This window comes from Pseudomonas sp. CLCA07 (assembly GCF_053615335.1).
On sequence record NZ_CM132131.1, the window covers coordinates 3,097,931 to 3,122,016 of the forward strand.

23 protein-coding genes are annotated in these 24,086 nt (G+C 55.7%); 5 read left to right on the forward strand and 18 right to left on the reverse strand.

The features are described 5' to 3' along the window. Window positions 1-293: 293 nt before the first annotated feature. From ACWGZX_RS14315 to ACWGZX_RS14335, 5 genes are read left to right on the forward strand one after another with little or no spacing between them, the layout of a single operon-like run. Window positions 294-1,766, forward strand: a complete 1,473-nt coding sequence (locus ACWGZX_RS14315) for a c-type cytochrome (RefSeq protein ID WP_452628774.1) — start codon at window positions 294-296, stop codon at window positions 1,764-1,766. A gap of 49 nt (window positions 1,767-1,815) precedes the next feature. Further along, window positions 1,816-3,591: a cytochrome c oxidase subunit I gene (ctaD, locus tag ACWGZX_RS14320; protein ID WP_452629017.1), complete on the forward strand. Its 1,776-nt coding sequence runs from the start codon at window positions 1,816-1,818 to the stop codon at window positions 3,589-3,591. Next, window positions 3,588-4,280, forward strand: coding sequence for a cytochrome c oxidase subunit 3 (locus ACWGZX_RS14325; RefSeq protein WP_452628775.1), 693 nt, complete (start codon window positions 3,588-3,590; stop codon window positions 4,278-4,280). The genes ctaD and ACWGZX_RS14325 overlap by 4 nt, the downstream gene beginning before the upstream one ends. 6 nt (window positions 4,281-4,286) lie before the next feature. Continuing rightward, entirely contained in the window at window positions 4,287-5,000 is a 714-nt protein-coding gene (locus ACWGZX_RS14330) for a heme-copper oxidase subunit III family protein (RefSeq protein WP_452628776.1), read from the forward strand. A gap of 13 nt (window positions 5,001-5,013) precedes the next feature. Next, window positions 5,014-5,331 (forward strand): cytochrome C oxidase subunit IV family protein, encoded by a 318-nt coding sequence (locus ACWGZX_RS14335; protein ID WP_223521360.1) that lies wholly within the window; start codon window positions 5,014-5,016, stop codon window positions 5,329-5,331. Window positions 5,332-5,363: 32 nt separating this feature from the next. Here the strand turns inward: ACWGZX_RS14335 and ACWGZX_RS14340 are convergent, their stop codons facing one another. From ACWGZX_RS14340 to mnmE, 18 genes are all read right to left on the reverse strand, one after another. After that, window positions 5,364-5,924 carry a magnesium transporter gene (locus ACWGZX_RS14340; RefSeq protein WP_452628777.1) on the reverse strand — a complete coding sequence of 187 codons (561 nt, stop codon included), beginning with the start codon at window positions 5,922-5,924 and terminating at the stop codon, window positions 5,364-5,366. A gap of 418 nt (window positions 5,925-6,342) precedes the next feature. Then, entirely contained in the window at window positions 6,343-8,190 is a 1,848-nt protein-coding gene (glmS, locus tag ACWGZX_RS14345; protein ID WP_452628778.1) for a glutamine--fructose-6-phosphate transaminase (isomerizing), read from the reverse strand. Between the two features lies 1 nt (window position 8,191). Next, complete coding sequence (locus tag ACWGZX_RS14350) at window positions 8,192-8,968, reverse strand: DeoR family transcriptional regulator (RefSeq protein WP_452628779.1); 777 nt, start codon at window positions 8,966-8,968, stop codon at window positions 8,192-8,194. Window positions 8,969-9,146: 178 nt separating this feature from the next. Then, window positions 9,147-10,514, reverse strand: a complete 1,368-nt coding sequence (gene glmU / locus ACWGZX_RS14355; RefSeq protein ID WP_452628780.1) for a bifunctional UDP-N-acetylglucosamine diphosphorylase/glucosamine-1-phosphate N-acetyltransferase GlmU — start codon at window positions 10,512-10,514, stop codon at window positions 9,147-9,149. 117 nt (window positions 10,515-10,631) lie between these two features. After that, on the reverse strand, window positions 10,632-11,057 hold the full coding sequence (locus tag ACWGZX_RS14360) for a F0F1 ATP synthase subunit epsilon (RefSeq protein WP_452628781.1): 426 nt from the start codon (window positions 11,055-11,057) through the stop codon (window positions 10,632-10,634). Window positions 11,058-11,102: 45 nt separating this feature from the next. Beyond that, window positions 11,103-12,482 carry a F0F1 ATP synthase subunit beta gene (gene atpD / locus ACWGZX_RS14365; protein WP_007948086.1) on the reverse strand — a complete coding sequence of 460 codons (1,380 nt, stop codon included), beginning with the start codon at window positions 12,480-12,482 and terminating at the stop codon, window positions 11,103-11,105. A gap of 27 nt (window positions 12,483-12,509) precedes the next feature. After that, on the reverse strand, window positions 12,510-13,370 hold the full coding sequence (atpG, locus tag ACWGZX_RS14370) for a F0F1 ATP synthase subunit gamma (protein WP_046030892.1): 861 nt from the start codon (window positions 13,368-13,370) through the stop codon (window positions 12,510-12,512). 50 nt (window positions 13,371-13,420) lie between these two features. Next, window positions 13,421-14,965 (reverse strand): F0F1 ATP synthase subunit alpha, encoded by a 1,545-nt coding sequence (gene atpA / locus ACWGZX_RS14375; RefSeq protein WP_007948088.1) that lies wholly within the window; start codon window positions 14,963-14,965, stop codon window positions 13,421-13,423. Between the two features lie 21 nt (window positions 14,966-14,986). Continuing rightward, on the reverse strand, window positions 14,987-15,523 hold the full coding sequence (locus ACWGZX_RS14380; RefSeq protein WP_008027533.1) for a F0F1 ATP synthase subunit delta: 537 nt from the start codon (window positions 15,521-15,523) through the stop codon (window positions 14,987-14,989). Between the two features lie 12 nt (window positions 15,524-15,535). Next, complete coding sequence (locus ACWGZX_RS14385; protein WP_223521375.1) at window positions 15,536-16,006, reverse strand: F0F1 ATP synthase subunit B; 471 nt, start codon at window positions 16,004-16,006, stop codon at window positions 15,536-15,538. 56 nt (window positions 16,007-16,062) lie between these two features. Beyond that, entirely contained in the window at window positions 16,063-16,320 is a 258-nt protein-coding gene (gene atpE / locus ACWGZX_RS14390; protein ID WP_002555987.1) for a F0F1 ATP synthase subunit C, read from the reverse strand. A 133-nt stretch (window positions 16,321-16,453) separates the two neighbouring features. Next, window positions 16,454-17,323 (reverse strand): F0F1 ATP synthase subunit A, encoded by an 870-nt coding sequence (gene atpB / locus ACWGZX_RS14395; RefSeq protein WP_223521376.1) that lies wholly within the window; start codon window positions 17,321-17,323, stop codon window positions 16,454-16,456. 16 nt (window positions 17,324-17,339) lie between these two features. After that, window positions 17,340-17,747: a F0F1 ATP synthase subunit I gene (locus tag ACWGZX_RS14400; RefSeq protein ID WP_007948092.1), complete on the reverse strand. Its 408-nt coding sequence runs from the start codon at window positions 17,745-17,747 to the stop codon at window positions 17,340-17,342. Between the two features lie 148 nt (window positions 17,748-17,895). Then, window positions 17,896-18,768, reverse strand: a complete 873-nt coding sequence (locus ACWGZX_RS14405) for a ParB/RepB/Spo0J family partition protein (RefSeq protein WP_008027541.1) — start codon at window positions 18,766-18,768, stop codon at window positions 17,896-17,898. Between the two features lie 9 nt (window positions 18,769-18,777). Further along, window positions 18,778-19,575 (reverse strand): ParA family protein, encoded by a 798-nt coding sequence (locus ACWGZX_RS14410; protein ID WP_007948095.1) that lies wholly within the window; start codon window positions 19,573-19,575, stop codon window positions 18,778-18,780. A gap of 18 nt (window positions 19,576-19,593) precedes the next feature. Next, a complete protein-coding gene (gene rsmG / locus ACWGZX_RS14415; RefSeq protein WP_223521377.1) occupies window positions 19,594-20,238 on the reverse strand; it encodes a 16S rRNA (guanine(527)-N(7))-methyltransferase RsmG in 645 nt (214 codons plus the stop codon). Beyond that, window positions 20,235-22,127 carry a tRNA uridine-5-carboxymethylaminomethyl(34) synthesis enzyme MnmG gene (mnmG, locus tag ACWGZX_RS14420; RefSeq protein ID WP_223521378.1) on the reverse strand — a complete coding sequence of 631 codons (1,893 nt, stop codon included), beginning with the start codon at window positions 22,125-22,127 and terminating at the stop codon, window positions 20,235-20,237. Before mnmG ends, rsmG begins: the two co-directional genes overlap by 4 nt. 551 nt (window positions 22,128-22,678) lie before the next feature. Further along, a complete protein-coding gene (gene mnmE / locus ACWGZX_RS14425; protein WP_452628782.1) occupies window positions 22,679-24,049 on the reverse strand; it encodes a tRNA uridine-5-carboxymethylaminomethyl(34) synthesis GTPase MnmE in 1,371 nt (456 codons plus the stop codon). Window positions 24,050-24,086: the final 37 nt, after the last annotated feature.

Below are 24,086 nucleotides of genomic sequence, written 5' to 3' on the forward strand. Positions count from 1 at the left end.
GATGTTTTTCAGCGTTTTTCTAATCATGTTGACTGATCTACGCCCATCTAATCCCGAGAGACGTGATGCTGAAAATCTATAGTTACATGTAGCGAATAGCTTTAAACAATTAACTTAATGTTCGAATTGGAATATTGGTCAGCCGTTTCTCAGAAAAAGCGCCTGTTCCGTCCATGCACTATACTTCTGGCTGATTTTACCGTCGCAATGGATGGTACTTGTCTGCCCTGCTTGGACGTCAGTGGCGATGCTTTTGCATCACCAGTGAGCAACAGGAATAGGATGAAGAGAAAATGGCAATAGCAATTGTCTTGATACTAATCGTTATTGCATCAGTGCTGTTTCATATACTAGCGCCTTGGCAGGCGACACCGGCAGCTTCCAACTGGGGGTCCATAGACACCACCCTCTTCATCACCCTGATCATTAGCGGAATTTTTTTCATCGCCATCACGGTATTTATGGCGGTAGCCGTGATGCGTTATCGTCACAAGGAGGGTTCCAGGGCGGCTTACCAGCCAGAAAATAAAAAGTTGGAAGTATGGTTAATTATCGTTACCTCAGTGGGTATTGCCGGGATGTTGGCGCCAGGTCTGGTTGTTTACAACGATTTCATCCGGGTGCCGAAAAATGCTTACGAACTTGAAGTGGTCGCCCAGCAGTGGCAGTGGGCCTTTCGTTTTCCCGGTCAAGACGGAAAGCTGGGCAGATCGGATATTAAGTTTATTGATCCCGCCAATCCCCTCGGCCTTGATCCCAAGGATCCTGTAGGGCAGGACGATGTGCTTGTATTAAATAATGAAGTTCGCCTTCCGCTCAATCGGCCGGTGAAAGTTTTATTGCGCTCTAAAGATGTTCTGCACGATTTCTATGTACCGCAAATTCGCAGCAAGATGGACATGGTGCCAGGGATGGTGTCGTACTTTTGGTTTACGCCGACTAAAACCGGAAAATATGAAACCCTTTGCGCTGAATATTGTGGCGTAGGACATTACAACATGCGCGGCCATATGATCGTGGAAGAGCAAGGCGCCTTCGATCAATGGCTGAACAGCCAACCGACTTTTGCCCAGACATTAACGACAGCTGCCAAACCCAGTCGGGACAGCGTGCTGGAAAAAGGTCGCCTGTTGGTCGAAAAATACGGCTGCGGTGCCTGCCATAGCCAGGATGGCAATAACAGTCTCGGCCCGGGATGGAAGGGGTTGTACGGCCGCACTGAACAGCTTGCCGATGGCACCAGTGTGCTGGCCGATGAGGCCTACCTGAAAGAGTCGATCCTCGATCCGAAGGCCCGACTGGTACTGGGCTACCCGCCGATAATGGTGGCCTATACTCTCAATGACGATGAACTGGGTGCTCTCGTCGCCCTGATCAAATCGCTGGGTGCTGCGCGGCAAGACAATGAACCTTCTGCCAGCGACGCGTCGGGCCCAGGTGACGACTTGGCAACGCAGGGGCAGCGGCTGGCCGGGTCGCTCGGCTGTCTGGCCTGCCACAGTGTCGATGGCAGCAAGGGTGTCGGCCCCAGCTGGCAGGGCGTGTATGGCAAGGCAGAAACCCTGGCCGACGGTACGAGTATCAAGGTCGATGAGGGCTATATAAAGGATTCGATTCTTAATCCCAGCGCCAAAATCGTCAAAGGCTATGCACCCGTCATGCCGGTCTTTGCTCCGAGTGATCAGGAGTTGAACGCACTGATCGCTTTTATCAAATCCAAAGCGAATACCGACGCCGATGCGAGCAAGGCGGAGCCAGGGAAGTAGCCGTAAAGCAGCCAGGAATGCACCGAAACTTCGACAGGAGGATGACGTGATGGCCTATGCGGAGCAAGCCGAAACAGAAGCACTGCACGAGCCTAAAAGCTTCCTGACCAAATATATCTGGAGTCAGGACCACAAGGTCATAGCTGTTCAATATTCCTTGACGGCTCTGTTCGTGGGTCTTATCGCCGTGGTGTTGTCCGACTTGATGCGCATGCAGATAGGCTTTCCCGGTAGTTTGGCGTTCATGGATGCCAGTGCTTACTATCAGGCGATGACCATGCACGGCATGATCATGGTCATTTACTTGCTGACGGCCTTGTTTCTGGGTGGCTTCGGCAACTATCTGATCCCGCTTATGGTGGGCGCCCGCGACATGGTCTTCCCCTATGTCAACATGCTGAGTTACTGGTTCTACCTGCTAGCGGTAGTAGTGTTGCTCTCCAGTTTCTTTGTCCCGGGCGGCCCCACCGGTTCGGGCTGGACGCTCTATCCGCCACAGTCCATTTCTCAGGGAACACCAGGGGTCGAGTGGGGCATCGTCCTGATGCTCGTCTCACTGGCGATTTTTATTGTCGCAGCCACCATGGGCGGGTTGAACTACGTAACCACGGTGTTGCAGGCGCGCACGCACGGCATGACATTGTTTCGCATGCCGCTCTCCGTATGGGGAATTTTCATGGCCTCGATTATGGCCTTGTTGGCTTTCCCGGCGTTATTTGTCAGTGCGGTCATGATGCTGTTTGACAAGCTGTTGGGCACCAGCTTCTTTATGCCAGCGATGATCTCGCTGGGGCAGCAGCTCGATCACCAGGGTGGCAGCCCAATATTATTCCAGCACCTGTTCTGGTTCTTCGGCCACCCGGAGGTCTACATCGTTGCTCTCCCTGCGTTTGGTTTGGTCTCCGACTTGATCAGCACGCATGCGCGTAAAAATATCTTCGGCTACCGAATGATGGTGTGGGCCATTATTGCGATCGGTGTACTCAGCTTTGTAGTCTGGGCGCACCATATGTATGTCAGCGGAATGAACCCGTACTTTGGCTTTTTCTTCGCCGTCACCACCTTGATCATCGCGGTGCCGACCGCACTGAAAGTCTACAACTGGGTGCTGACCCTGTGGCGGGGCGATATCCATCTGACCGTGCCGATGCTGTTTGCCCTGGCCTTTATCGTCACCTTCCTGGTCGGCGGTCTGACCGGGTTGTTTCTCGGCAATGTGATCGTGGATATTCCGCTCTCGGACACCTATTTCGTCGTAGCCCATTTTCATATGGTCATGGGGGTTGCACCGGTACTGGTGGTGTTCGGCGGCATTTATCACTGGTTCCCGAAAGTAACCGGGCGCATGTTTAACGACACCTTGGGCAAGCTGCATTTCTGGATTACCTTTCTGGGCACCTACGCCATCTTCTTCCCCATGCACTACCTGGGATTCCAGGGCATGCCACGCCGTTACTACGCCTATGAAAACTACGCGTTCATCCCGCAGTCCGCGCAAGATTTGAATGCCTTCATTACGGTGGTCGCATTGGCCGTTGGCGTTTCCCAGCTGCTGTTTGTGTTCAACCTGGCCTGGAGTGCATTTAAGGGCAAGCCCGCAGGCAGTAATCCCTGGGGCGCGGCCAGTCTGGAATGGCAAACGCCGAACACCCCGCCGATCCACGGTAACTGGGGAGCGAAGCTGCCAGTCGTGCATCGCTGGGCCTATGACTACAGTGTGCCGGGGATAGAACAGGATTTCGTTCCGCAAACGGTCTCCGCCGAGGAGCTGGAGCACATGCGGCAACTGAGTGCCGGAACCAAGATAGCGGACGTTAAAACATGAGCAGGTTGCTATTGAGAAACGCCGATGGCGCTAACCCCGGCGGCAGCTGGAGTCGCGATCCTGGGGATGTTCAGTCCGCCGAGGGGGCCGATAGAAATCAAACCGCAAGAGTGGGCCTGCGCTTATTTCTGGCCGTGGTGAGTTCGTTATTCTTTCTCTTTCTGATCGCCTTTATTGCCCGTTCACAAATGGCCGACTGGCTGCCCCTGACAGAGCCCTTGGCGCCGTTAGCCAATCTCTGGCAGTTATGGCTGAATTCGGCTTTTTTGGTATTCAGTTGCATTGCACTGCAGTGGTCGCGTATGGCCGCCCGACAGGCGCGACTGGGCGCAACGGTCATTGGTTTTGCGTTGGGGGGCGTGTTTGCCATTGCCTTTCTGACGGGACAACTCTGGGTCTGGCAGCAGTTTGTCGCCTGGGGCTACTTTGTCGCCAGCAATCCAGCCAACAGTTTCTTCTACCTGTTGACCGGCCTGCATGGGCTCCACCTGCTGGGCGGGCTGATAGCCTGGGGCATAATCGTCGCTAAATTCCTGCATCGCGTGCCGTTGCCGCAACTCAGCGTCAGCGTAGAGCTCTGCGCCACCTATTGGCACTACTTACTGGGTCTTTGGTTCGTGCTTTTCGCTTTGCTGGCCAGCACGCCGCAAACCTATGAAGCGATCGCCAGATTCTGCGGCCTGAGGTGAAAAGTCATGGCATCGCACCCACTTGCCCCAGGCGAATCCAGTTCATCCAATCCACCAGACTCAACGCCTGCACCGGGATGGCAGGGCATCGCCAGCGACTGGTCCTCGGATAAAGAGGCCTTCAAGCAGGTCCCCTGGGGCAAGGCGATGATGTGGATATTCCTGCTCAGCGATACTTTTATATTCAGCTGTTTTTTAACCGGCTACATGTCGGTACGCATGACCATCACCACGGCCTGGCCGAACCCCAGTGAAGTGTTCGCATTGACGATCGGCGGTAGAGAAATCCCACTTATTCTGATCGCCATCATGACCTTTGTGCTGATCAGTAGCAGCGGCACCATGGCCATGGCCGTTAATTTCGCCTATCGCCGTGATCGCGCGAAAACCACAGCCCTGATGCTGGCGACCGCCGCCTTGGGTGTGACCTTCGTCAGCATGCAGGCATTTGAATGGAGCAAGCTCATCGCAGAAGGAGTGCGTCCCTGGGGGAACCCCATGGGAGCGGCGCAATTTGGTGCCAGCTTTTTCATGATTACCGGTTTCCACGGACTGCATGTGTCAATCGGCGCCATCTACCTGAGCATTGTGGCTCTGAAAGTATCGCGGGGGGATTATGAGCGCTCCGGAAACTATCAGAACGTCGAGATAGCCGGGCTTTATTGGCACTTCGTGGATTTGGTGTGGGTGTTTATTTTTGCTTTCTTCTATTTATGGTAGAGGAGCACCGGTGATGGCACATGCTCAGGGTCAGCAACATCCAATCAGTTTGTACCTTAAAATCTGGGGGCTGTTATTCGTCCTCAGCACGCTGTCGTACCTTGTCGACTATTTCCACTTCCATGGTTACCTTCGGTGGTCCCTGATTATTACTTTCATGTTGTTGAAGGCAGGTTTAATTGTCTCCATCTTCATGCATATGGCCTGGGAGCGGTTGGCCATGGTCTACGCCATATTGGTGCCACCTTTGTGTTTGCTGGTGCTCGTCGGACTGATGGCCACCGAGGCGGACTATGTTTTCCTCAGCCGAGTCATTTTCTTCGGCCAATAAACAGCTTCCGGATGGCCTTGAGTCTCCAGAGGCTAACCCGATATTACTCGCTTGAACTGATGCCATTTGTGCTGCCAGGCTACTGTCCAGTGGGGGGCTGCCGTTCCCGTGCCGGCGATCTTCAGCGTTGGATGATGTTCGATTACCCGGTCCAATACCGATTCCTGATTCGGTTCAACATCCACGAAGAAGATATGTTTTCCTTCTTCTACCACCTGTTTAAAACTGCGGAAGTGAGTGTTCGGCACCTGGAACCCAAAAAAACCGCCTTCCCAGATGCAGAAGCCCAAAATAACAATGGCAAGGAAGATAAAAGGCATCCAGCCTGCGGCGGATTCGGTCCAGCCCAGCCAATAGGCGACACCCAAGACCAGCGCTGCGAGTGGCACACCGACCACCGCACCAATCTCACCAGAGTGAACAGCATCTTGTTCCATTAACGAGTTAACCTCGTGGAGGTGATGTTGTTCAACATCAGCAACTTTTTCACTGAGCACATGAATCTGTTCGGAATTGATGCCACTGGCCTCTAATTCATTTTCAACGGCTTCGAGATCGTCGAGATTGTCACTGATGTAATAGTGTCGATTCATGCCACACCTCCCATTTCGCGTTTGCTGTAGACCTCCTCTGTCCTGCAGCCTTTAACTGAGATTTGCAGTCACTTCATGCAACCCGAAAGAAGTATAGCAGCCGCTAGCATGCGGAGAAGGAAGCGCCAAGATCCAACGGCTGCATCAGGGGCTCGGCGCTCCGACGAATTCTGTGTCGAAGTGCCATGGGAGGGAAACGCTGGAAGAGAGGGGAACCCCATGCTGTAGGATCGCAGCGCAGGTTGCAGCGGAGTAGTGTCACAACCTGACTACAGATTGTGGACCTCAATAATGATTGCGGTTGCTTCCCCGACGTAGGGAAGCAACCGTGACAATCTTTATTTCGTTGTGACAAGGCTTATTAGCTTGGGACAACCTTTGTTTACTGCAGACAATATTTCGATCACCTGTGGATAACTTACTCCACCGTCACCGACTTCGCCAGGTTGCGCGGCTGGTCAACGTCCGTGCCTTTCAACACAGCAACGTAGTACGACAGCAACTGCAGCGGGATGGTGTAGAGGATTGGCGACAGGATGTCGTGGATATGCGGCATGTGCACAACGTGCGTGCCTTCACCATTGGTCATGCCTGCCTGCTCGTCTGCGAAGACGATCAATTGGCCGCCACGGGCGCGGACTTCCTGGAGGTTGGATTTCAGCTTCTCCAGCAACTCGTTGTTCGGTGCCACGGTCACCACGGGCATGTCGTTATCCACAAGCGCCAACGGGCCGTGTTTCAGCTCTCCAGCCGGGTAGGCTTCAGCGTGGATGTAGGAGATTTCCTTGAGTTTCAGGGCCCCTTCCATTGCTACCGGGAATTGCGCGCCACGGCCGAGGAACAGCGTGTGGTTCTTCTCGGCGAACAGTTCGGCGATTTTCTCGACGGTGCTGTCCATGGCCAGGGCTTCGCCCAAGCGAGTTGGCAGACGACGCAGTTCTTCAACCAGAGTCGCTTCTACACCTTTGGCCAATGTCCCACGAACCTGACCCAGGGACAGGGTCAGTAGCAGCAGGCCCACCAGTTGAGTGGTGAAGGCTTTGGTCGACGCCACGCCAATTTCGCGACCGGCCTGGGTCAGCAGGGTCAGGTCGGACTCACGCACCAGCGAACTGATGCCGACGTTGCAGATCGCCAGGCTGGCGAGGTAGCCCCCTTCTTCTCTTGAAAGCTCCTTGGCGTTGCGCAGTGCGGCCAGGGTGTCAGCGGTTTCCCCGGACTGGGAGATGGTCACGAACAGGGTGTCTGGCTGCACCACGACTTTGCGATAGCGGAATTCGCTGGCAACTTCGACCTGGCACGGGATGCCCGCCAGTTCTTCGAGCCAGTAACGGGCAACCATACCGGCGTGATAGCTGGTGCCGCAGGCAACGATCTGTACGTTGCGCACTTTGGCGAACAGCTCGGCAGCCTGTGGACCGAATGCCTGAACCAGCACGCCGTTCGGGCTCAGACGACCTTCGAGGGTGCGCTGAACAACAGACGGTTGCTCGTGGATTTCTTTCAGCATGAAGTGGCGGAACTCGCCCTTGTCCGCCGCTTCGGCACCGTCGCGATACTGCACGGTTTCGCGCTCGACGGCTTTACCATCAACGTCCCAGATATGCACACTGTCGCGGCGAATCTCTGCAATATCGCCTTCTTCCAGGTACATGAAACGGTCAGTGACCTGACGCAGGGCCAGTTGGTCGGAAGCCAGGAAGTTTTCACCCAGGCCCAGACCAATCACCAGCGGGCTGCCGCTGCGAGCCGCGACCAGGCGATCCGGTTGCTGTGCACTGATAACCGCCAGGCCGTAAGCACCGTGCAGTTCTTTAACAGTCGCTTTGAGGGCCGCAGTGAGGTCGGGCAAATCCTTGAGTTTGTGGTTCAGCAAGTGAGCGATGACTTCGGTGTCGGTGTCCGAGGTGAACACATAACCCAAGGCTTTCAGCTGCTCACGCAAGGCTTCGTGGTTTTCAATGATGCCGTTGTGCACCACGGCCAGGTCGCCGGAGAAATGCGGGTGGGCGTTGCGCTCGCACGGTGCGCCATGTGTCGCCCAGCGGGTATGGGCGATGCCGAGGCGACCGACCAGTGGTTCGGCTTCAAGTGCCAGTTCCAGTTCGCTGACCTTGCCCGGACGACGCATACGTTCGAGCTGTTCATCGTTGGTGAAAACCGCCACACCGGCGCTGTCATAGCCACGGTATTCCAGGCGTTTGAGGCCTTCGAGCAGGATGGCGGTGATGTTACGTTCTGCGACTGCGCCGACAATTCCACACATACTATTTCTCCTGACTGACAGCCGCGCAAATCAAATTGATTCCGCGGGCCTGAATCTGATCGCGTGCCGCAAGCAAAAGGCGATCATCGGTAATAAGGGTATGGACACTGCTCCATGGCAGCTCCAGGTTGGGGATTTTTCGGCCGATCTTGTCGGCCTCCACCATCACGACTACTTCGCGGGCGACTTCTGCCATGACCCGGCTCAGCCCCAGCAATTCGTTGAAAGTGGTGGTACCGCGGACCAGATCGATGCCATCGGCACCGATAAAAAGTTGGTCAAAGTCGTAAGAGCGTAGAACCTGCTCGGCGACCTGCCCCTGAAAGGACTCGGAATGCGGGTCCCAGGTACCGCCGGTCATCAACAGCACCGGCTCGTGTTCCAGCTCACTCAACGCATTGGCAACGTGCAGCGAGTTGGTCATCACCACCAGCCCTGGCTGCTGACCGAGTTCCGGAATCATCGCGGCCGTGGTGCTGCCGCTGTCGATGATGATCCGCGCATGCTCACGAATACGTGCGACGGCGGCGCGGGCAATGGCTTGTTTGTACTTGGAGACGGGTTGGCCGATGTCAGCGACCAGTTCCTGAGGCATGGTGATCGCTCCGCCGTAACGGCGCAGCAGCAGGCCGTTACTCTCGAGAGCCGCCAGATCTTTTCGAATCGTAACTTCCGAAGTTTCGAAGCGCTTTGCCAGCTCGTCTACACTGACTTCGCCCTGCTCATTGAGCAAGGTGAGGATATTGTGCCGGCGTTGGGGTGTATTGCGCTTCGACATGGGCTGGTAAGTTTCGATTCGAAAGATAACGGAAGCAATCAAAACCTATCGCCGAAATTTCGTCAAGCGTGATGCGATAAAAAGGCCTGTGCATAACTAAAAAAATCGTAGCTTGCGGCGGGTCGTTCAGTACCTGCCGCAAACTGCGATCTTTTGATTTTGAAGCGCTGTGGATAACTCAGCTCTTCTTGACCTTTTCCGGCCGCTTCCAGCCGTCGATATTCTTCTGCCGCGCCCGGCCTATCGCCAGCTGTGAGTTATCCACATTCTGTGTAATGGTCGAACCGGCCGCCGTGGTTGCACCGGCAGAGATATCCACAGGCGCCACCAACGAGTTGTTGGAACCGATGAACACATCTTCACCCAACACGGTTTTCCACTTGTTAACGCCGTCGTAGTTACAGGTGATGGTGCCCGCGCCAATGTTGGTGCGCGCACCGATCTCGGCGTCCCCAAGGTAAGACAGATGACCGGCCTTCGCGCCTTCGCCCAGGTGAGCGTTCTTCAATTCAACAAAGTTACCCACATGTGCGCGAGCCTCAAGTACGGTGCCCGGACGCAGACGCGCGAACGGACCGGCATCGCTGCCCTCGCCCAGAATTGCGCCTTCGATATGGCTGTTGGCCTTGATCACTACGCCTTTGCGCAGGGTGCTGTCCTTGATCACACAGTTCGGGCCGATCACCACGTCGTCTTCGATGACTACTTTGCCTTCGAGGATCACGTTGATATCAATCAGCACATCGCGGCCGACAGTGACTTCACCACGCACATCGAAACGAGCCGGGTCACGCAGGGTCACGCCTTGAGCCATCAACCGGCGGCCGGCACGCAATTGATAGTGACGCTCAAGTTCGGAAAGTTGCTTGCGGTCATTGGCGCCCTGCACTTCCATGGCGTCATGAGGTTGCTCGGTGGCCACCACCAGCCCATCACTGACCGCCATGGCGATCACGTCGGTCAGGTAGTACTCGCCCTGGGCATTGTTGTTGGAGAGACGGCTCATCCAGCCACCCAGTTGTGCGAAAGGCAGGGCAAGAATGCCGGTGTTGCCTTCAGTGATCGCACGCTCGTCTTCGTTGGCGTCTTTTTGCTCAACGATGGCCGTGACCTTGCCAGCGGCATCACGAACGATGCGGCCGTAACCGGTCGGGTCGTCCAGTTCAACGGTCAGCAAGCCCAGTTGCTGCGGCGCCACTTTCTTGAGCAGGCGTTGCAGGGTTTCGACTTCAATAAGCGGCACGTCACCGTAGAGAATCAGTACGGTATCGGAGTCAATGAACGGTACGGCCTGAGCCACTGCATGACCGGTACCCAGTTGTTTGTCCTGCAGGACAAAATTCAGATCGTCCGCCGCCAGGCGCTCACGTACTGCTTCGGCGCCATGGCCAATCACCACATGGATGCGCTGTGGATCAAGTTGTCGGGCGCTGTGGATAACATGGCCAAGCATCGAGTTGCCGGCGATCGGGTGCAGAACTTTTGGCAACGCCGAGCGCATGCGGGTGCCTTGGCCAGCAGCGAGGATAACGATTTCAAGAGACATGACTGGCTACCAATCCTGGGTGGTCAGCGGCTGTGACCAGGTTATGAAAGTTGGAAAAGAAAAAAGGGTAGCCGAGGCTACCCTTTTTAATCAATCGCACAACAAGCCGATGACGGATTAACCGCCAAACTTCTTGCGGATCTGCTGGACGGTGCGCAGCTGAGCTGTCGCCTCGGCCAGACGTGCGGCAGCAGAACCGTAATCGAATTCTGCACCACGTTCATGCAAGGCCTTCTCGGCAGCCTTAACGGCTTCCTGAGCGGCGGCTTCATCCAGGTCGGCAGCACGTTGCACAGTGTCGGCAAGAACCTTGACCATGTTCGGCTGAACCTCGAGGAAACCACCGGAGATGTAAAACACCTCGGTTTCCCCGCCCTGCTTGATCAGGCGGATCGGACCTGGCTTGAGATTAGTGATCAACGGCGCGTGACCCAGTGCGATACCAAGATCACCCAATGCACCGTGCGCAATCACCATCTCGACCAGACCGGAAAAGATTTCTCCTTCCGCGCTGACGATATCGCAATGGACTGTCATAGCCATCTGATTGCCTCAACCTAAATTAGCGCCCGTTTCCGGGCGCCGGGATTACAGTTTCTTGGCTTTCTCGATCGCTTCTTCGATGCCGCCGACCATGTAGAACGCTTGTTCTGGCAGGTGGTCGTAGTCACCGTTGAGGATGCCTTTGAAGCCAGCAATGGTGTCTTTCAGGGAAACGTACTTGCCCGAAGAACCGGTGAAGACTTCAGCCACGAAGAACGGCTGCGACAAGAAACGCTGGATCTTACGAGCACGGTTTACCAACTGCTTGTCTTCTTCCGACAGCTCGTCCATACCCAGGATCGCGATGATGTCCTTCAGTTCTTTGTAACGCTGCAGCACATACTGTACACCGCGAGCAGTGTCGTAGTGGTCCTGGCCGATTACGTTCGGATCCAGCTGGCGCGAAGTCGAGTCGAGTGGATCGATTGCTGGGTAGATACCCAGGGAAGCGATGTCACGGGACAGTACGACGGTGGCGTCCAAGTGGGCGAAAGTGGTCGCTGGCGACGGGTCGGTCAAGTCATCCGCAGGTACGTATACCGCTTGGATCGAGGTGATCGAACCGTTTTTGGTCGAAGTGATACGCTCTTGCAGAGTACCCATCTCTTCGGCCAGGGTCGGCTGGTAACCTACTGCAGAAGGCATACGGCCCAGCAGTGCGGATACTTCAGTACCGGCCAGGGTGTAACGATAGATGTTGTCGACGAACAGCAGAACGTCGTTACCTTCGTCACGGAACTTCTCGGCCATGGTCAGGCCGGTCAGTGCTACGCGCAGACGGTTACCCGGCGGCTCGTTCATCTGACCGTAAACCAGTGCCACTTTGTCCAGAACGTTGGAATCCTTCATCTCGTGGTAGAAGTCGTTACCCTCACGAGTACGCTCACCCACACCGGCGAACACGGAATAACCGCTGTGCTCGATGGCAATGTTACGGATCAGTTCCATCATGTTTACGGTTTTGCCTACACCGGCACCACCGAACAGACCGACTTTACCACCCTTGGTGAACGGGCAAACCAGGTCAATAGCCTTGATGCCGGTTTCCAGCAGGTCGTTGCCGCCTGCTTGTTCAGCGAAGGTTGGCGCAGGACGGTGAATGCCCCAGCGTTCTTCGGTGTCGATCGGGCCAGCTTCGTCGATCGGGTTGCCGAGTACGTCCATGATCCGGCCCAGCGTCGCTTTACCGACTGGTACGGAGATGGCGGAACCGGAGTCGATGACGTCCAGACCACGCTTCAAGCCCTCGGTGGAGCCCATCGCAATGGTACGAACCACGCCGTCGCCCAGCTGTTGCTGAACTTCCAGAGTGGTTGCGGCCGCGCTTTGTACAGTCAGCGCGTTGTAGATGCTCGGTACGCTGTCGCGTGGGAATTCCACGTCGATAACGGCGCCGATGATTTGAACGATACGTCCGCTACTCATAGCTGGATCCTCTGAATATTTGAACCGTTAAACCGCGGCAGCGCCGCCGACGATTTCCGAGATCTCTTGGGTGATCGCAGCCTGACGCGCCTTGTTGTAGATCAGCTGCAAATCGCTGATCAAATCACCGGCGTTGTCGGTAGCGTTCTTCATCGCGATCATCCGCGCAGCTTGTTCAGCCGCGTTGTTCTCGACCACCGACTGGTAGACCTGCGACTCCACGTAACGAACCATCAAGCCGTCAAGCAGCTCTTTGGCGTCCGGTTCGTAGAGATAGTCCCAGTGGTGCTTGAGTCCTTGATCCGGGGTTGCCACCAGTGGAATCAACTGCTCCACGGTAGGCGATTGCGTCATGGTGTTGATGAACTTGTTGGACACCACGGACAGGCGGTCAATACGGCCGTCCAGGTAGGCATCCAGCATCACCTTGACGCTGCCGATCAGATCATTGATCGACGGCTCTTCACCCAGGTGGCTGATAGCTGCTACGACGTTACCGCCGAAGTTGCGGAAGAAAGCCGCACCCTTGCTACCCACTACACACAGATCAATCTCGACGCCGTTTTCGCGGTTTACCGCCATGTCCTTGACCAGGGCCTTGAACAGGTTGGTGTTCAAACCACCACACAAACCACGGTCAGAGCTCACCACAACGTAACCGACGCGCTTTACTTCACGCTCGATCATGAACGGGTGGCGATATTCCGGGTTGGCGTTGGCCAAATGACCAATAACCTGGCGGATGCGCTCCGCGTAAGGACGGCTAGCAGCCATGCGCATTTGTGCCCTGCGCATTTTACTGACCGCCACTTTTTCCATGGCGCTGGTAATCTTTTGCGTGCTTTTGATGCTCGCAATCTTACTGCGAATCTCTTTTGCGCCTGCCATGTAACACCTATCAGGTTAGCAAGCGGGAGCCTTGCGGCTCCCGCTGCGGCTTACCAGGTTTGGGTGGCCTTGAACTTCTCAATACCGGCTTTCATGCCTGCATCGATTTCGTCATTGAAGTCACCCTTCACGTTGATCTTCGCCATCAAATCGGCGTGATCGCGGTTGAAGAAGGAAATCAGCGCTTGTTCAAAGCTACCGATCTTGGCGATCGCGACGTCAGTCAGGAACCCACGCTCAGCGGCATACAGCGACAGCGCCATGTCAGCAATCGACATTGGTGCGTATTGCTTCTGCTTCATCAGCTCGGTAACGCGCTGACCATGGTCAAGTTGCTTACGGGTCGCTTCGTCCAGGTCAGATGCAAACTGGGCGAATGCCGCCAGTTCACGGTACTGAGCCAGAGCGGTACGGATACCACCGGAGAGCTTCTTGATGATCTTGGTCTGAGCGGCACCACCCACACGGGATACCGAAACACCGGCGTTCACTGCAGGACGGATCCCGGAGTTGAAAATGGCCGATTCCAGGAAGATCTGACCGTCAGTGATGGAAATCACGTTGGTCGGAACGAACGCGGAAACGTCGCCAGCCTGGGTTTCGATGATCGGCAGCGCGGTCAGGGAACCGGTTTTGCCGGTCACTGCGCCGTTGGTGAACTTCTCTACATACTCTTCCGAAACGCGGGATGCGCGCTCCAGCAGACGGGAGTGGAGATAGAACACGTCGCCTGGGTAAGCTTCACGGCCTGGTGGACGGCGCAGCAGCAGGGAAATCTGGCGATAAGCCACAGCTTGCTTGGACAGATCGTCATAAACGATCAGCGCGTCTTCACCGCGGTCGCGGAAGAATTCACCCATGGTGCAACCGGCGTAAGGTGCCAGGTATTGCAGTGCTGCAGATTCCGAAGCGCTCGCTGCCACGATAATGGTGTTAGCCAGTGCGCCGTTTTCTTCCAGCTTGCGAACAATGTTAGCGATGGTCGATTGTTTCTGACCGATGGCTACATAGACGCAGAAGATTCCGCTGTTTTTCTGGTTGATGATCGCGTCGATCGCCAGAGCGGTTTTACCGATCTGACGGTCACCGATGATCAGCTCACGCTGACCACGGCCGACAGGGATCATGGCATCGACAGCCTTGTAGCCAGTCTGTACAGGCTGGTCTACCGACTTACGCCAGATCACGCCTGGAGCAACTTTCTCGACCGCATCGGTCAAGGTGTTGTTCAGCGGACCTTTGCCATCAATCGGGTTACCCAGTGCGTCGACTACGCGACCCAGCAGTTCCTTACCAACCGGAACTTCGAGGATGCGGCCGGTGCACTTGGCGCTCATGCCTTCAGCCAGAGACTGGTATGCGCCCAATACAACGGCACCTACAGAGTCTTGCTCCAGGTTGAGAGCCATACCGAAGACGCCGCCCGGAAACTCGATCATCTCGCCGTACATGACGTCGGCCAGACCGTGAATCCGCACGATACCGTCAGATACGCTGACGACAGTGCCTTCGTTACGGGCTTGGGAGGTCACATCGAGTTTGTCGATGCGGCCCTTGATAATTTCACTTATTTCGGAAGGATTGAGTTGCTGCATTGCTCTGCTGCCCCTTCAAACTCAAGATTTCAATGCTTCGGCAAGGCTCGCGAGTTTGCCGCGAACCGAGCCATCGATAACCAGGTCGCCGGCGCGGATGACAATGCCCCCAATAAGGGATTTGTCTTCCTCGACTTGCAGGCGCACTTCCCGGTTGAGTCGTGCACTGAGAACCTTGGCGAGTTTGTCTTGCTGTTCTTGGTTCAATGCAAAAGCACTGGTCACTTCAACGTCTACCGATTTCTCTTGTTCGGCCTTGTACAGGTCGAACAGAGCGGATATCTCCGGCAACAGCGGGAGACGGTCGTTTTCGGCAACGACGTTGATGAAGTTCTGTGCCTTGGCATCAAACTTGTCGCCGCACACGTCAATAAACGTGGCGGCCTTGTCTGCGCTCGTCAGTCGCGGGGCCTTGAGCACGCGCTGCATGGTGTCGTCTTGCGACACTGCTGCAGCCAGGCCGAGCATGGCTGACCAAGAGGCCAGTTGCTGGTGGGCCTGGGCGTGCTCGAAGGCTGCCTTAGCGTAAGGTCGGGCCAACGTGGTCAATTCTGCCATGATCGCCCTCGCTTAAATTTCAGCAGCCAGTTTGTTTACCAGCTCCGCGTGCGCGTTTTGATCGATTGTGGAACCCAGGATCTTCTCGGCGCCGGAGACTGCCAGGCTACCCAGTTGGGCACGCAGCGCGTCTTTGACACTGTTCAGTTCCTGTTCGATCTCGGCCTGAGCCTGAACCTTCACACGGTCAGCGTCGATACGGGCTTTTTCAACAGCCTCTTCAACGATCTGGTTACCGCGTTTCTTGGCTTGCTCAATGATTTCGGCTGCCTGAGTTTTAGCTTCGCGCAGTTGTTGACCCGCTTTATCTTGGGCCAATTCCAGGTCGCGAGCTGCTCGGGCGGCAGCGTCCAGTCCATCCGCAATCTTCTTCTGACGTTCGTGCAAAGCCGCGATGACCGGAGGCCACACGAACTTCATGCAAAACAGTACAAAAATGAAGAACGCAACGGACTGGCCAATCAGGGTTGCATTAATGTTCACGCCAACACCTCGCTCGTTCGTTACACATCACACCAACTACTCGAAGGTTCGAGTAATTAGCCAGCGAGTTGACCAACGAATGGGTTCGCGAAGGTGAAGAACAGAGCGATACCAACACCGATCATGGTTACGGCGTCGAGCAGACCGGCAACGATGAACATTTTAACTTGCAGCATTGGAACCATTTCTGGCTGACGCGCTGCGCCTTCCAGGAACTTGCCGCCCAACAGGCCGAAACCAATTGCGGTACCCAGTGCGCCCAGGCCGATCAACAGTGCAACAGCGATAGCGGTTAGACCAACTACAGTTTCCATCTTTCCTCCCGACTTTTACGTCGTATGGTTTAGGTTTTTTAGATTTTAAAGCGGTAAAACAAATCGTTTCATAGCCCTGTTAGGGCACCCACCCGTTTGACCGAGTGGGACATCAGACTAGTCGAGACTGGTCTTAATGGTTCTCTTCGTGCGCCATCGACAGGTAAACGATGGTCAGCATCATGAAGATAAACGCCTGCAGGGTGATGATCAGGATGTGGAACACAGCCCACGCCCACTGCAGAACTACGCCCAGGCCGCTAAGCCAGAGCAGACCGCTGCCGAACATCACAGCGATCAGAATGAAGACCAGTTCGCCGGCGTACATGTTGCCGAACAGACGCAGTGCCAGGGAGATAGGCTTGGCAACCAGCGTCACGAACTCCAGCAGGAAGTTCACCGGGATCAGCAGGGCTTGAACGAAGACGTTCTTGCTGCCGAAAGGGTGCAGGGTCAGTTCGCCGATGAAGCCGCCGATGCCCTTGACCTTGATGCTGTAGAAAATGATCAACGCGAACACCGACAGGGACATACCCAGGGTCGCGTTCGGGTCAGTGGTCGGAACAGCACGGAAGACCAGATGCGGGTCGCCAGTAATGATGGCTGCCACTTTTGGAATCCAGTCAACCGGTACCAGGTCGACGGCGTTCATCAGGAACACCCAGACAAAAATCGTCAGCGCCAATGGTGCGATCAATGGATTACGGCCGTGAAAGGTATCTTTCACGCTGCTGTCGACGAACTCGATCAGAACCTCGACGAAGTTCTGCAAGCCGCCAGGCTGACCGGAAGTCGCCTTCTTTGCCGCCATGCGGAAAAGAAGAACGAAGATCAGACCCAACGCGACCGACCAGCCGAGAGTATCGACGTGGAAAGCCCAGAAGCCCATTTCTTTGGCTTCTGCTGCGGTGTGGGCAAAACCCCACCCGCCAGTTGGGTGCTGACCGAAGGTCAGGTTCTGCAAGTGATGCTGGATATAGCCCGAAGCGGTTGTCTCTGCCATGGTTGCCTCAAACGCCCTAAGGTCTCGAAAGTCTTGTTCTCATCAGCAGGGGCGCGAACCAGCTGACCAGTTGGGTCAACACGAAGACGCCGAATACAGCTAACGGCGCCAATGGCTTCACACCTGCAAACGTCAATGCAAAGAGCACTGCCGTCAAAATCAGTTTGCCCGCCTCGCCGGCATAAAATGACCGGACGATGGCTTGAGCTGCTCGGGCGCCGGAAAACCGAAATGCCCTGTGAGCGAAATAAACATTGGGAAGCAAGGCTATCAGGCCTCCGCAAAGTCCTGAGTACCCGGCTACGACTCCATGCCAGTACCAGAGCGCCAAGGCGGCCAGTACCAAAACGACAAATTGAGCCAGTAAGACCGGAAAAACTGCCAGGCGATGGAACGGCAAGCGGTTTGGCGTGCGGCTCTCCATCGTTTTTGCTCCCCAATGATCGGCTGCCAGAATTCAATAACTTGGCATAATTTGTGCCGACAAAATGCGCGCAGAGTATAGGGGCGGTTCCGCCCCTATTCAACTGTCAGGTAGTGATTTCCGACTTCACGCTACATGAGGAAATGTTTCAACGAATGTGTGCAAGCACACCCTGCAACTCGTCGAGGGAGTTGTAACCAATAACCAACTGCCCCTTCCCCTTCTTACCGTGGCGAATCTGCACCGCAGAGCCTAGGCGTTCGGCCAGGCGCTGCTCAAGTCGGGCTATATCCGGGTCCGGTTTTACCGGTTCAGCAGGCTCCTGTTTGCCACTCAACCACTGGCGAACCAGTGCTTCAGTCTGGCGCACAGTCAGCCCCCGTGCGACAACGTGTCGCGCCCCTTCTACCTGTTGATTCTCCGGTAAGCCGAGCAAAGCACGCGCATGACCCATTTCCAGGTCACCGTGCGACAGCATGGTTTTGATAACTTCCGGCAACGCGATCAAGCGTAGCAGGTTGGCCACGGTCACGCGGGATTTGCCCACTGCTTCGGCAACCTGTTGCTGAGTCAGCTGGAATTCCTGCTGCAAACGCTGCAACGCCACCGCTTCTTCGATCGGATTGAGGTCTTCACGCTGGATATTCTCGATCAGCGCCATCGCGATGGCCGTTTCATCCGGTACATCGCGAACCATCGCCGGGATGGTTTCCTGGCCAGCCTGCTGGCTTGCGCGCCAGCGGCGTTCACCGGCGATGATCTCGAAGCGACCGCTACCGATCGGGCGGACCACGATCGGCTGCATAACCCCTTGGGCCTTGATCGACTGCGCCAATTCTTCCAGCGCTTGAGGATCCATATCCCGACGGGGTTGGTACTTGCCCCGCTGGATCAGGTCCAGGGGAAGATGCTGCAGCTCACGCTGGTCGGCTTGCACCGCTTGTTCTTCCAGCGAGCTGACAGTCGGACCACTCAGCAGTGCATCCAGTCCACGTCCGAGACCTCGTTTCTTGACGGCCATGGGGATTCCTTAAGTTGCCTGAGCAGCGGCGGTGCGTGAGTTTTTGCGTTGACGACGAACCATCTCGCCCGCCAAAGCCAGATAGGCAATGGCGCCCCGTGATGACTTGTCGTACGCCAATGCCGGCATCCCATAACTAGGCGCTTCGGCCAGGCGGATGTTGCGCGGAATCACGGTGTCGTAGAGCTGCTCGCCGAAGTGTTCCTTGAGCTGTGCAGACACATCGTTCATCAGGCTCAGACGCGGGTCGTACATGGTCCGCAACAGGCCTTCGACTTTCAGGTTCGGGTTCAGCAGTTCGGCGATGCGCTTGATGTTATCCACAAGGTCACTCAGACCTTCCAACGCAAAGTACTCGCACTGCATGGGGATAATTACCCCATCGGCAGCAACCAGTGCGTTCAGCGTCAGCATCGACAACGACGGTGGGCAGTCGATCAAAATGTAATCGTAGTTTTCACGGATCGGCGCCAATGCACTGCGCAGGCGGCTTTCCTTCATCTGCATTTCCAGCAGAACCACTTCAGCCGCCGTCAGGTCACGGTTAGCCGGCAACAACTGGTAACCACCGTGTTCGGAGAAATGCATGGCCTGGGCCAGGTCGCATTCACCGATCAGCAAGTCGTAGACCGAGTTTTCCAGACCGTGTTTATCCACACCGCTACCCATGGTGGCGTTGCCCTGTGGATCGAGATCGATCAGCAGTACCCGACGCTTGGTAGCGACCAGGGAAGCTGCGAGGTTGATGCAGGTGGTGGTTTTACCCACACCACCCTTTTGGTTCGCAATCGCGAATACCTTAGCCATTCTTGCTTGTGTTCCCAATCATGCCGTGCGGCGCAGTATCAGCAGATGGCGTTGGCCTTGGCAACCAGGTACGGCCAGGGCGTGTTCGCTATCGAGGTGGAAGTCTGCCGGCAATGCTACCAGCTCATCGGCCGGATGAACGCCCTTCATTGCCAGCCAGCGTGTATCGGCGTCGCCAAGATGGCGAGTCCAGTTGCTGAAGTTCTCCATACTGCTGAACGCCCGGGAAATGATCCCGTTGAATGGCTGTGCAGGCTGGAAGGCTTCGACGCGACTGTGGATAACTTGCAGGTTATCCAGTTTGAGTTCGAGTTTGACCTGGGTCAGGAAGCGGGTTTTCTTGCCGTTGCTGTCCAGGCAAGTCACTTGGGACTCTGGAAACAGGATGGCCATCGGAATGCCAGGCATGCCGCCACCGCTGCCAACGTCCAGCCAGCGACCGTTTTCGATGAACGACATGACGCTCAAACTATCGAGCAGGTGGCGAGAGACCATTTCGTCCGGATCGCGCACGGCGGTCAGGTTGTAGGCCTTGTTCCATTTGATCAACAGGGCCAGATAACCCAGCAGCTGCGCGTGCTGGGTTTCTGTCAGTGTGACACCGAGCTGGCGAGCACCTGTGGATAACTCTTCGGCGTGTTGCGAGGTAACCAACGAACTCAAGCGCTTTGCTCCAACTGACGGCCCGCGCCGCGTTTTTTCAAATGAATCATCAACAGCGAAATGGCTGCCGGGGTTACGCCCGGGATACGTGACGCCTGGCCCAAAGTTTCTGGACGGGTCGCGCCGAGCTTGCTCTGGATCTCTTTGGAGAGGCCGGAAATGTTTGTGTAATCGATATCCACAGGCAGTTTTGTATCTTCGCTGGCCCGCAGGCGTGCGATTTCATCCTGTTGACGGTCGATGTAACCGGCGTACTTGGTCTTGATTTCAACCTGTTCGGCGACCTGTGGATCTTCTGCGCCCCCGCCAGTCACGGCGATCAGGCCAGCGTAGTCGATTTCCGGACGGCTCAAGAGGTTGAGCAAATTGTATTCATGGGTCAGCGGTGTGCCGAACTTTTCGGAAATCGCATCGCCCTGCTCGGTCCCAGGGCGAACCCAGGTACTTTTCAGACGCTGTTCTTCCAGTTCGATGCTTTCGCGTTTCGTGCAGAACGCTGCCCAACGCGCGTCATCGACCAGACCCAGTTCGCGACCTTTTTCGGTCAAGCGCAGGTCCGCGTTGTCTTCGCGCAGGATCAGGCGGTACTCGGCACGGGAGGTAAACATCCGGTACGGCTCTTGAGTACCGAGCGTAATCAGGTCGTCGACCAACACGCCGATGTACGCCTCGTCGCGACGCGGGCACCAGGCATCTTTGCCTTGTGCGCGCAGTGCAGCGTTGGCGCCGGCCAGCAAACCTTGGGCGCCAGCTTCTTCGTAACCGGTGGTGCCATTGATTTGCCCGGCGAAAAACAGGCCGCCGATAACTTTGGTTTCCAGGCTGTACTTCAGGTCACGCGGATCGAAGTAGTCGTACTCGATGGCGTAACCAGGACGAACGATGTGCGCGTTTTCCATGCCACGGATCGATTGCACGATCTGCAATTGCACGTCGAACGGCAAGGAGGTGGATATCCCGTTCGGATACAGCTCGTGAGTGGTCAGACCTTCCGGCTCGATAAAGACCTGATGGCTTTCCTTGTCGGCAAAGCGGTGGATCTTGTCTTCGATCGACGGGCAATAACGCGGGCCGATGCCTTCGATCACGCCGGAATACATCGGCGAACGATCAAGGTTGGAGGCAATAATTTCGTGAGTCCGGGCATTCGTGTGGGTAATCCAGCAGCTCACCTGTTTCGGATGCTGCTCTTTGGACCCCATGAACGACATCACCGGGATCGGTGTATCGCCAGCTTGCTCGGTCATGACCGAGAAATCCACAGAACGACCGTCGATCCGTGGTGGCGTACCGGTTTTCAGACGACCTACACGCAGTGGCAATTCACGCAGACGGTGAGCCAGGGCAATCGAAGGCGGATCACCGGCACGACCGCCGGAGTAATTCTGCATTCCGATGTGGATAAGTCCGCCGAGGAAGGTGCCAGTGGTCAACACCACGGAGTCCGCGAAGAAACGCAGGCCCATTTGGGTGACAACACCACGCACTTGTTCCTGCTCGACGATCAAGTCGTCAGCGGCCTGCTGAAATATCCACAGGTTCGGCTGGTTTTCCAATGCTTCGCGGACAGCGGCTTTGTAGAGAACCCGGTCCGCCTGAGCGCGAGTTGCACGCACGGCCGGACCTTTGCGGCTGTTCAACACGCGAAATTGAATACCACCTTTGTCGGTAGCCATGGCCATCGCGCCACCAAGGGCGTCGATTTCTTTCACCAGATGACTTTTACCGATCCCACCAATGGCGGGGTTGCAACTCATTGCTCCGAGGGTTTCCACGTTATGCGTCAGCAACAGGGTTTTTGCACCCATACGTGCTGAGGCCAGTGCTGCCTCGGTACCGGCATGACCGCCGCCGATGACGATCACTTCAAAACGGGAAGGGAAATCCACCACGCACCTCGTGCCTGCTTCAGTTAGGTAATCAGGAATAGTTTGAGCTCAGGTTTCTGGACCTGGTCGGCAAGTATAGGGACTTCGTCCTTCCTAAAGAACCCTTTGCACAAAATTTAACCAGCTGTGGAGAAGTCGGGGTTATAGAAATTAAAAAGAGAGAAATTTATTAAATCTTTGTTTTTATGTTTATTTCTACTGAGGCACATTTCTGTGGATAGATTGCTACAGCCCTTTATTATCAATATGTACAGAGATTCAAAACCCTGTGGTCATGTGCCAACGAGGCCCTTGGATAACCGGTTTAAGCCTGTGGATGAAAGGGGTGGTTATCCACAGAGGCGGTTATCTTCAGTTTTGAGGCCCTGTTATCAACTGCCCTTAGTGGCAGTTATTCACAGGGCTTAATCCACAGAAAAGCGCTCATCGGGTAAATTTCGGTCGAAGGAAAACCGCTCAACCAGAAATTATCTGCTCGGCACTGAGGGAAGATTTATCAAAAAAGAGGAAACAGACAGGCACGAATGGCCTGTCTGTGGACAACTGAAGGGTTATTTACCGATACAGAAGCTGGAAAAGATTCGTCCCAACAGGTCATCCGAGCTGAATGCACCGGTGATTTCACCTAGCGAGTGCTGAGCCTGACGCAAATCCTCGGCCAATAACTCACCGGCACCTGCCAGGGTCAATTGCACGCGGCCATGCTCAAGGGATGCGCTGGCATGACGCAGCGCCTCAAGGTGGCGCCTGCGTGCGCTGAAGCTGCTTTCTGACGTTTGCTCGTAACCCATGCAGGCCTTGAGGTGGTCGCGCAGTAACTCCAGGCCTTCGCCAGCAGACTTGGCACTCAGGCTGATGGTGACGTGGCCATCCTCACTGACTTCCAGGGCAATGGCTTCGCCCGTCAGATCAGCCTTGTTACGAATCAGCGTGACTTTCGCCGGATCGGGGCGGATTTCGAGGAATTCCGGCCACAATGCGAAGGGGTCCAACGCTTCAGGAGCCGTCGCATCGACAACCAGCAACACGCGATCCGCTTCGCCGATGGCTTTCAATGCCCGTTCGACACCGATTTTTTCCACGTGATCGTCGGTATCTCGCAGACCAGCGGTATCAACCACGTGCAGCGGCATGCCATCAATGTGGATATGTTCGCGAAGAATGTCCCGGGTTGTACCGGCAATTTCGGTCACGATCGCGGCTTCTCGACCGGCCAAGGCATTCAACAGGCTGGATTTACCGGCATTCGGCCGACCGGCAATCACCACTGTCATACCGTCACGCAGCAAGGCGCCTTGCCCGGCTTCGCGAAGCACTGTGGACAGTTCATCGCGCACTTTGTCGAGCATGGCCAATACATGACCATCGGCAAGGAAGTCGATTTCTTCCTCTGGAAAGTCGATGGCCGCCTCGACATAGATGCGCAGGCCTATCAGTTGCTCGGTGAGGTTATGCACACGCTGGGAAAAGGCGCCTTGCAAAGAACGCAGTGCATTTCGCGCAGCTTGTGCAGAACTTGCCTCAATCAAGTCGGCGATGGCTTCAGCCTGAGCCAGGTCGAGTTTATCGTTGAGGAAGGCGCGCTCACTGAATTCGCCAGGACGAGCAAGACGGCAGCCCAGTTCCAGGCAACGTTTGAGCAACATATCCAGAACGATCGGCCCGCCATGACCCTGCAGCTCAAGCACGTCTTCGCCGGTGAAGGAGTTCGGTCCCGGGAAATACAACGCGATGCCTTCGTCCAGCACCTCATCGTTTTCACTGAGGAACGGGCCGTAATGGGCAAACCGGGGTTTCAGGTCCCGACCGCTGATGGCCTTGGCCGCAAGGCTCGCCAATGGCCCGGAAATTCGAACGATGCCCACGCCGCCGCGACCTTGAGCGGTTGCAACGGCTGCGATGGTTTCACGAGGAGTGCTCATAAACCGGAATCCAGACAAAAGTGACAGATAGCAAAAC

Bases quoted from the DNA above. Each gene is read 5' to 3' on its own strand.
- ACWGZX_RS14315 (WP_452628774.1), top strand. From the start codon at position 294: ATGGCAATAGCAATTGTCTTGATACTAATCGTTATTGCATCAGTGCTG.
- ctaD (WP_452629017.1), top strand. From the start codon at position 1,816: ATGGCCTATGCGGAGCAAGCCGAAACAGAAGCACTGCACGAGCCTAAA.
- ACWGZX_RS14325 (WP_452628775.1), top strand. From the start codon at position 3,588: ATGAGCAGGTTGCTATTGAGAAACGCCGATGGCGCTAACCCCGGCGGC.
- ACWGZX_RS14330 (WP_452628776.1), top strand. From the start codon at position 4,287: ATGGCATCGCACCCACTTGCCCCAGGCGAATCCAGTTCATCCAATCCA.
- ACWGZX_RS14335 (WP_223521360.1), top strand. From the start codon at position 5,014: ATGGCACATGCTCAGGGTCAGCAACATCCAATCAGTTTGTACCTTAAA.
- ACWGZX_RS14340 (WP_452628777.1), bottom strand. From the start codon at position 5,924: ATGAATCGACACTATTACATCAGTGACAATCTCGACGATCTCGAAGCC.
- glmS (WP_452628778.1), bottom strand. From the start codon at position 8,190: ATGTGTGGAATTGTCGGCGCAGTCGCAGAACGTAACATCACCGCCATC.
- ACWGZX_RS14350 (WP_452628779.1), bottom strand. From the start codon at position 8,968: ATGTCGAAGCGCAATACACCCCAACGCCGGCACAATATCCTCACCTTG.
- glmU (WP_452628780.1), bottom strand. From the start codon at position 10,514: ATGTCTCTTGAAATCGTTATCCTCGCTGCTGGCCAAGGCACCCGCATG.
- ACWGZX_RS14360 (WP_452628781.1), bottom strand. From the start codon at position 11,057: ATGGCTATGACAGTCCATTGCGATATCGTCAGCGCGGAAGGAGAAATC.
- atpD (WP_007948086.1), bottom strand. From the start codon at position 12,482: ATGAGTAGCGGACGTATCGTTCAAATCATCGGCGCCGTTATCGACGTG.
- atpG (WP_046030892.1), bottom strand. From the start codon at position 13,370: ATGGCAGGCGCAAAAGAGATTCGCAGTAAGATTGCGAGCATCAAAAGC.
- atpA (WP_007948088.1), bottom strand. From the start codon at position 14,965: ATGCAGCAACTCAATCCTTCCGAAATAAGTGAAATTATCAAGGGCCGC.
- ACWGZX_RS14380 (WP_008027533.1), bottom strand. From the start codon at position 15,523: ATGGCAGAATTGACCACGTTGGCCCGACCTTACGCTAAGGCAGCCTTC.
- atpE (WP_002555987.1), bottom strand. From the start codon at position 16,320: ATGGAAACTGTAGTTGGTCTAACCGCTATCGCTGTTGCACTGTTGATC.
- atpB (WP_223521376.1), bottom strand. From the start codon at position 17,323: ATGGCAGAGACAACCGCTTCGGGCTATATCCAGCATCACTTGCAGAAC.
- ACWGZX_RS14400 (WP_007948092.1), bottom strand. From the start codon at position 17,747: ATGGAGAGCCGCACGCCAAACCGCTTGCCGTTCCATCGCCTGGCAGTT.
- ACWGZX_RS14405 (WP_008027541.1), bottom strand. From the start codon at position 18,768: ATGGCCGTCAAGAAACGAGGTCTCGGACGTGGACTGGATGCACTGCTG.
- ACWGZX_RS14410 (WP_007948095.1), bottom strand. From the start codon at position 19,575: ATGGCTAAGGTATTCGCGATTGCGAACCAAAAGGGTGGTGTGGGTAAA.
- mnmE (WP_452628782.1), bottom strand. From the start codon at position 24,049: ATGAGCACTCCTCGTGAAACCATCGCAGCCGTTGCAACCGCTCAAGGT.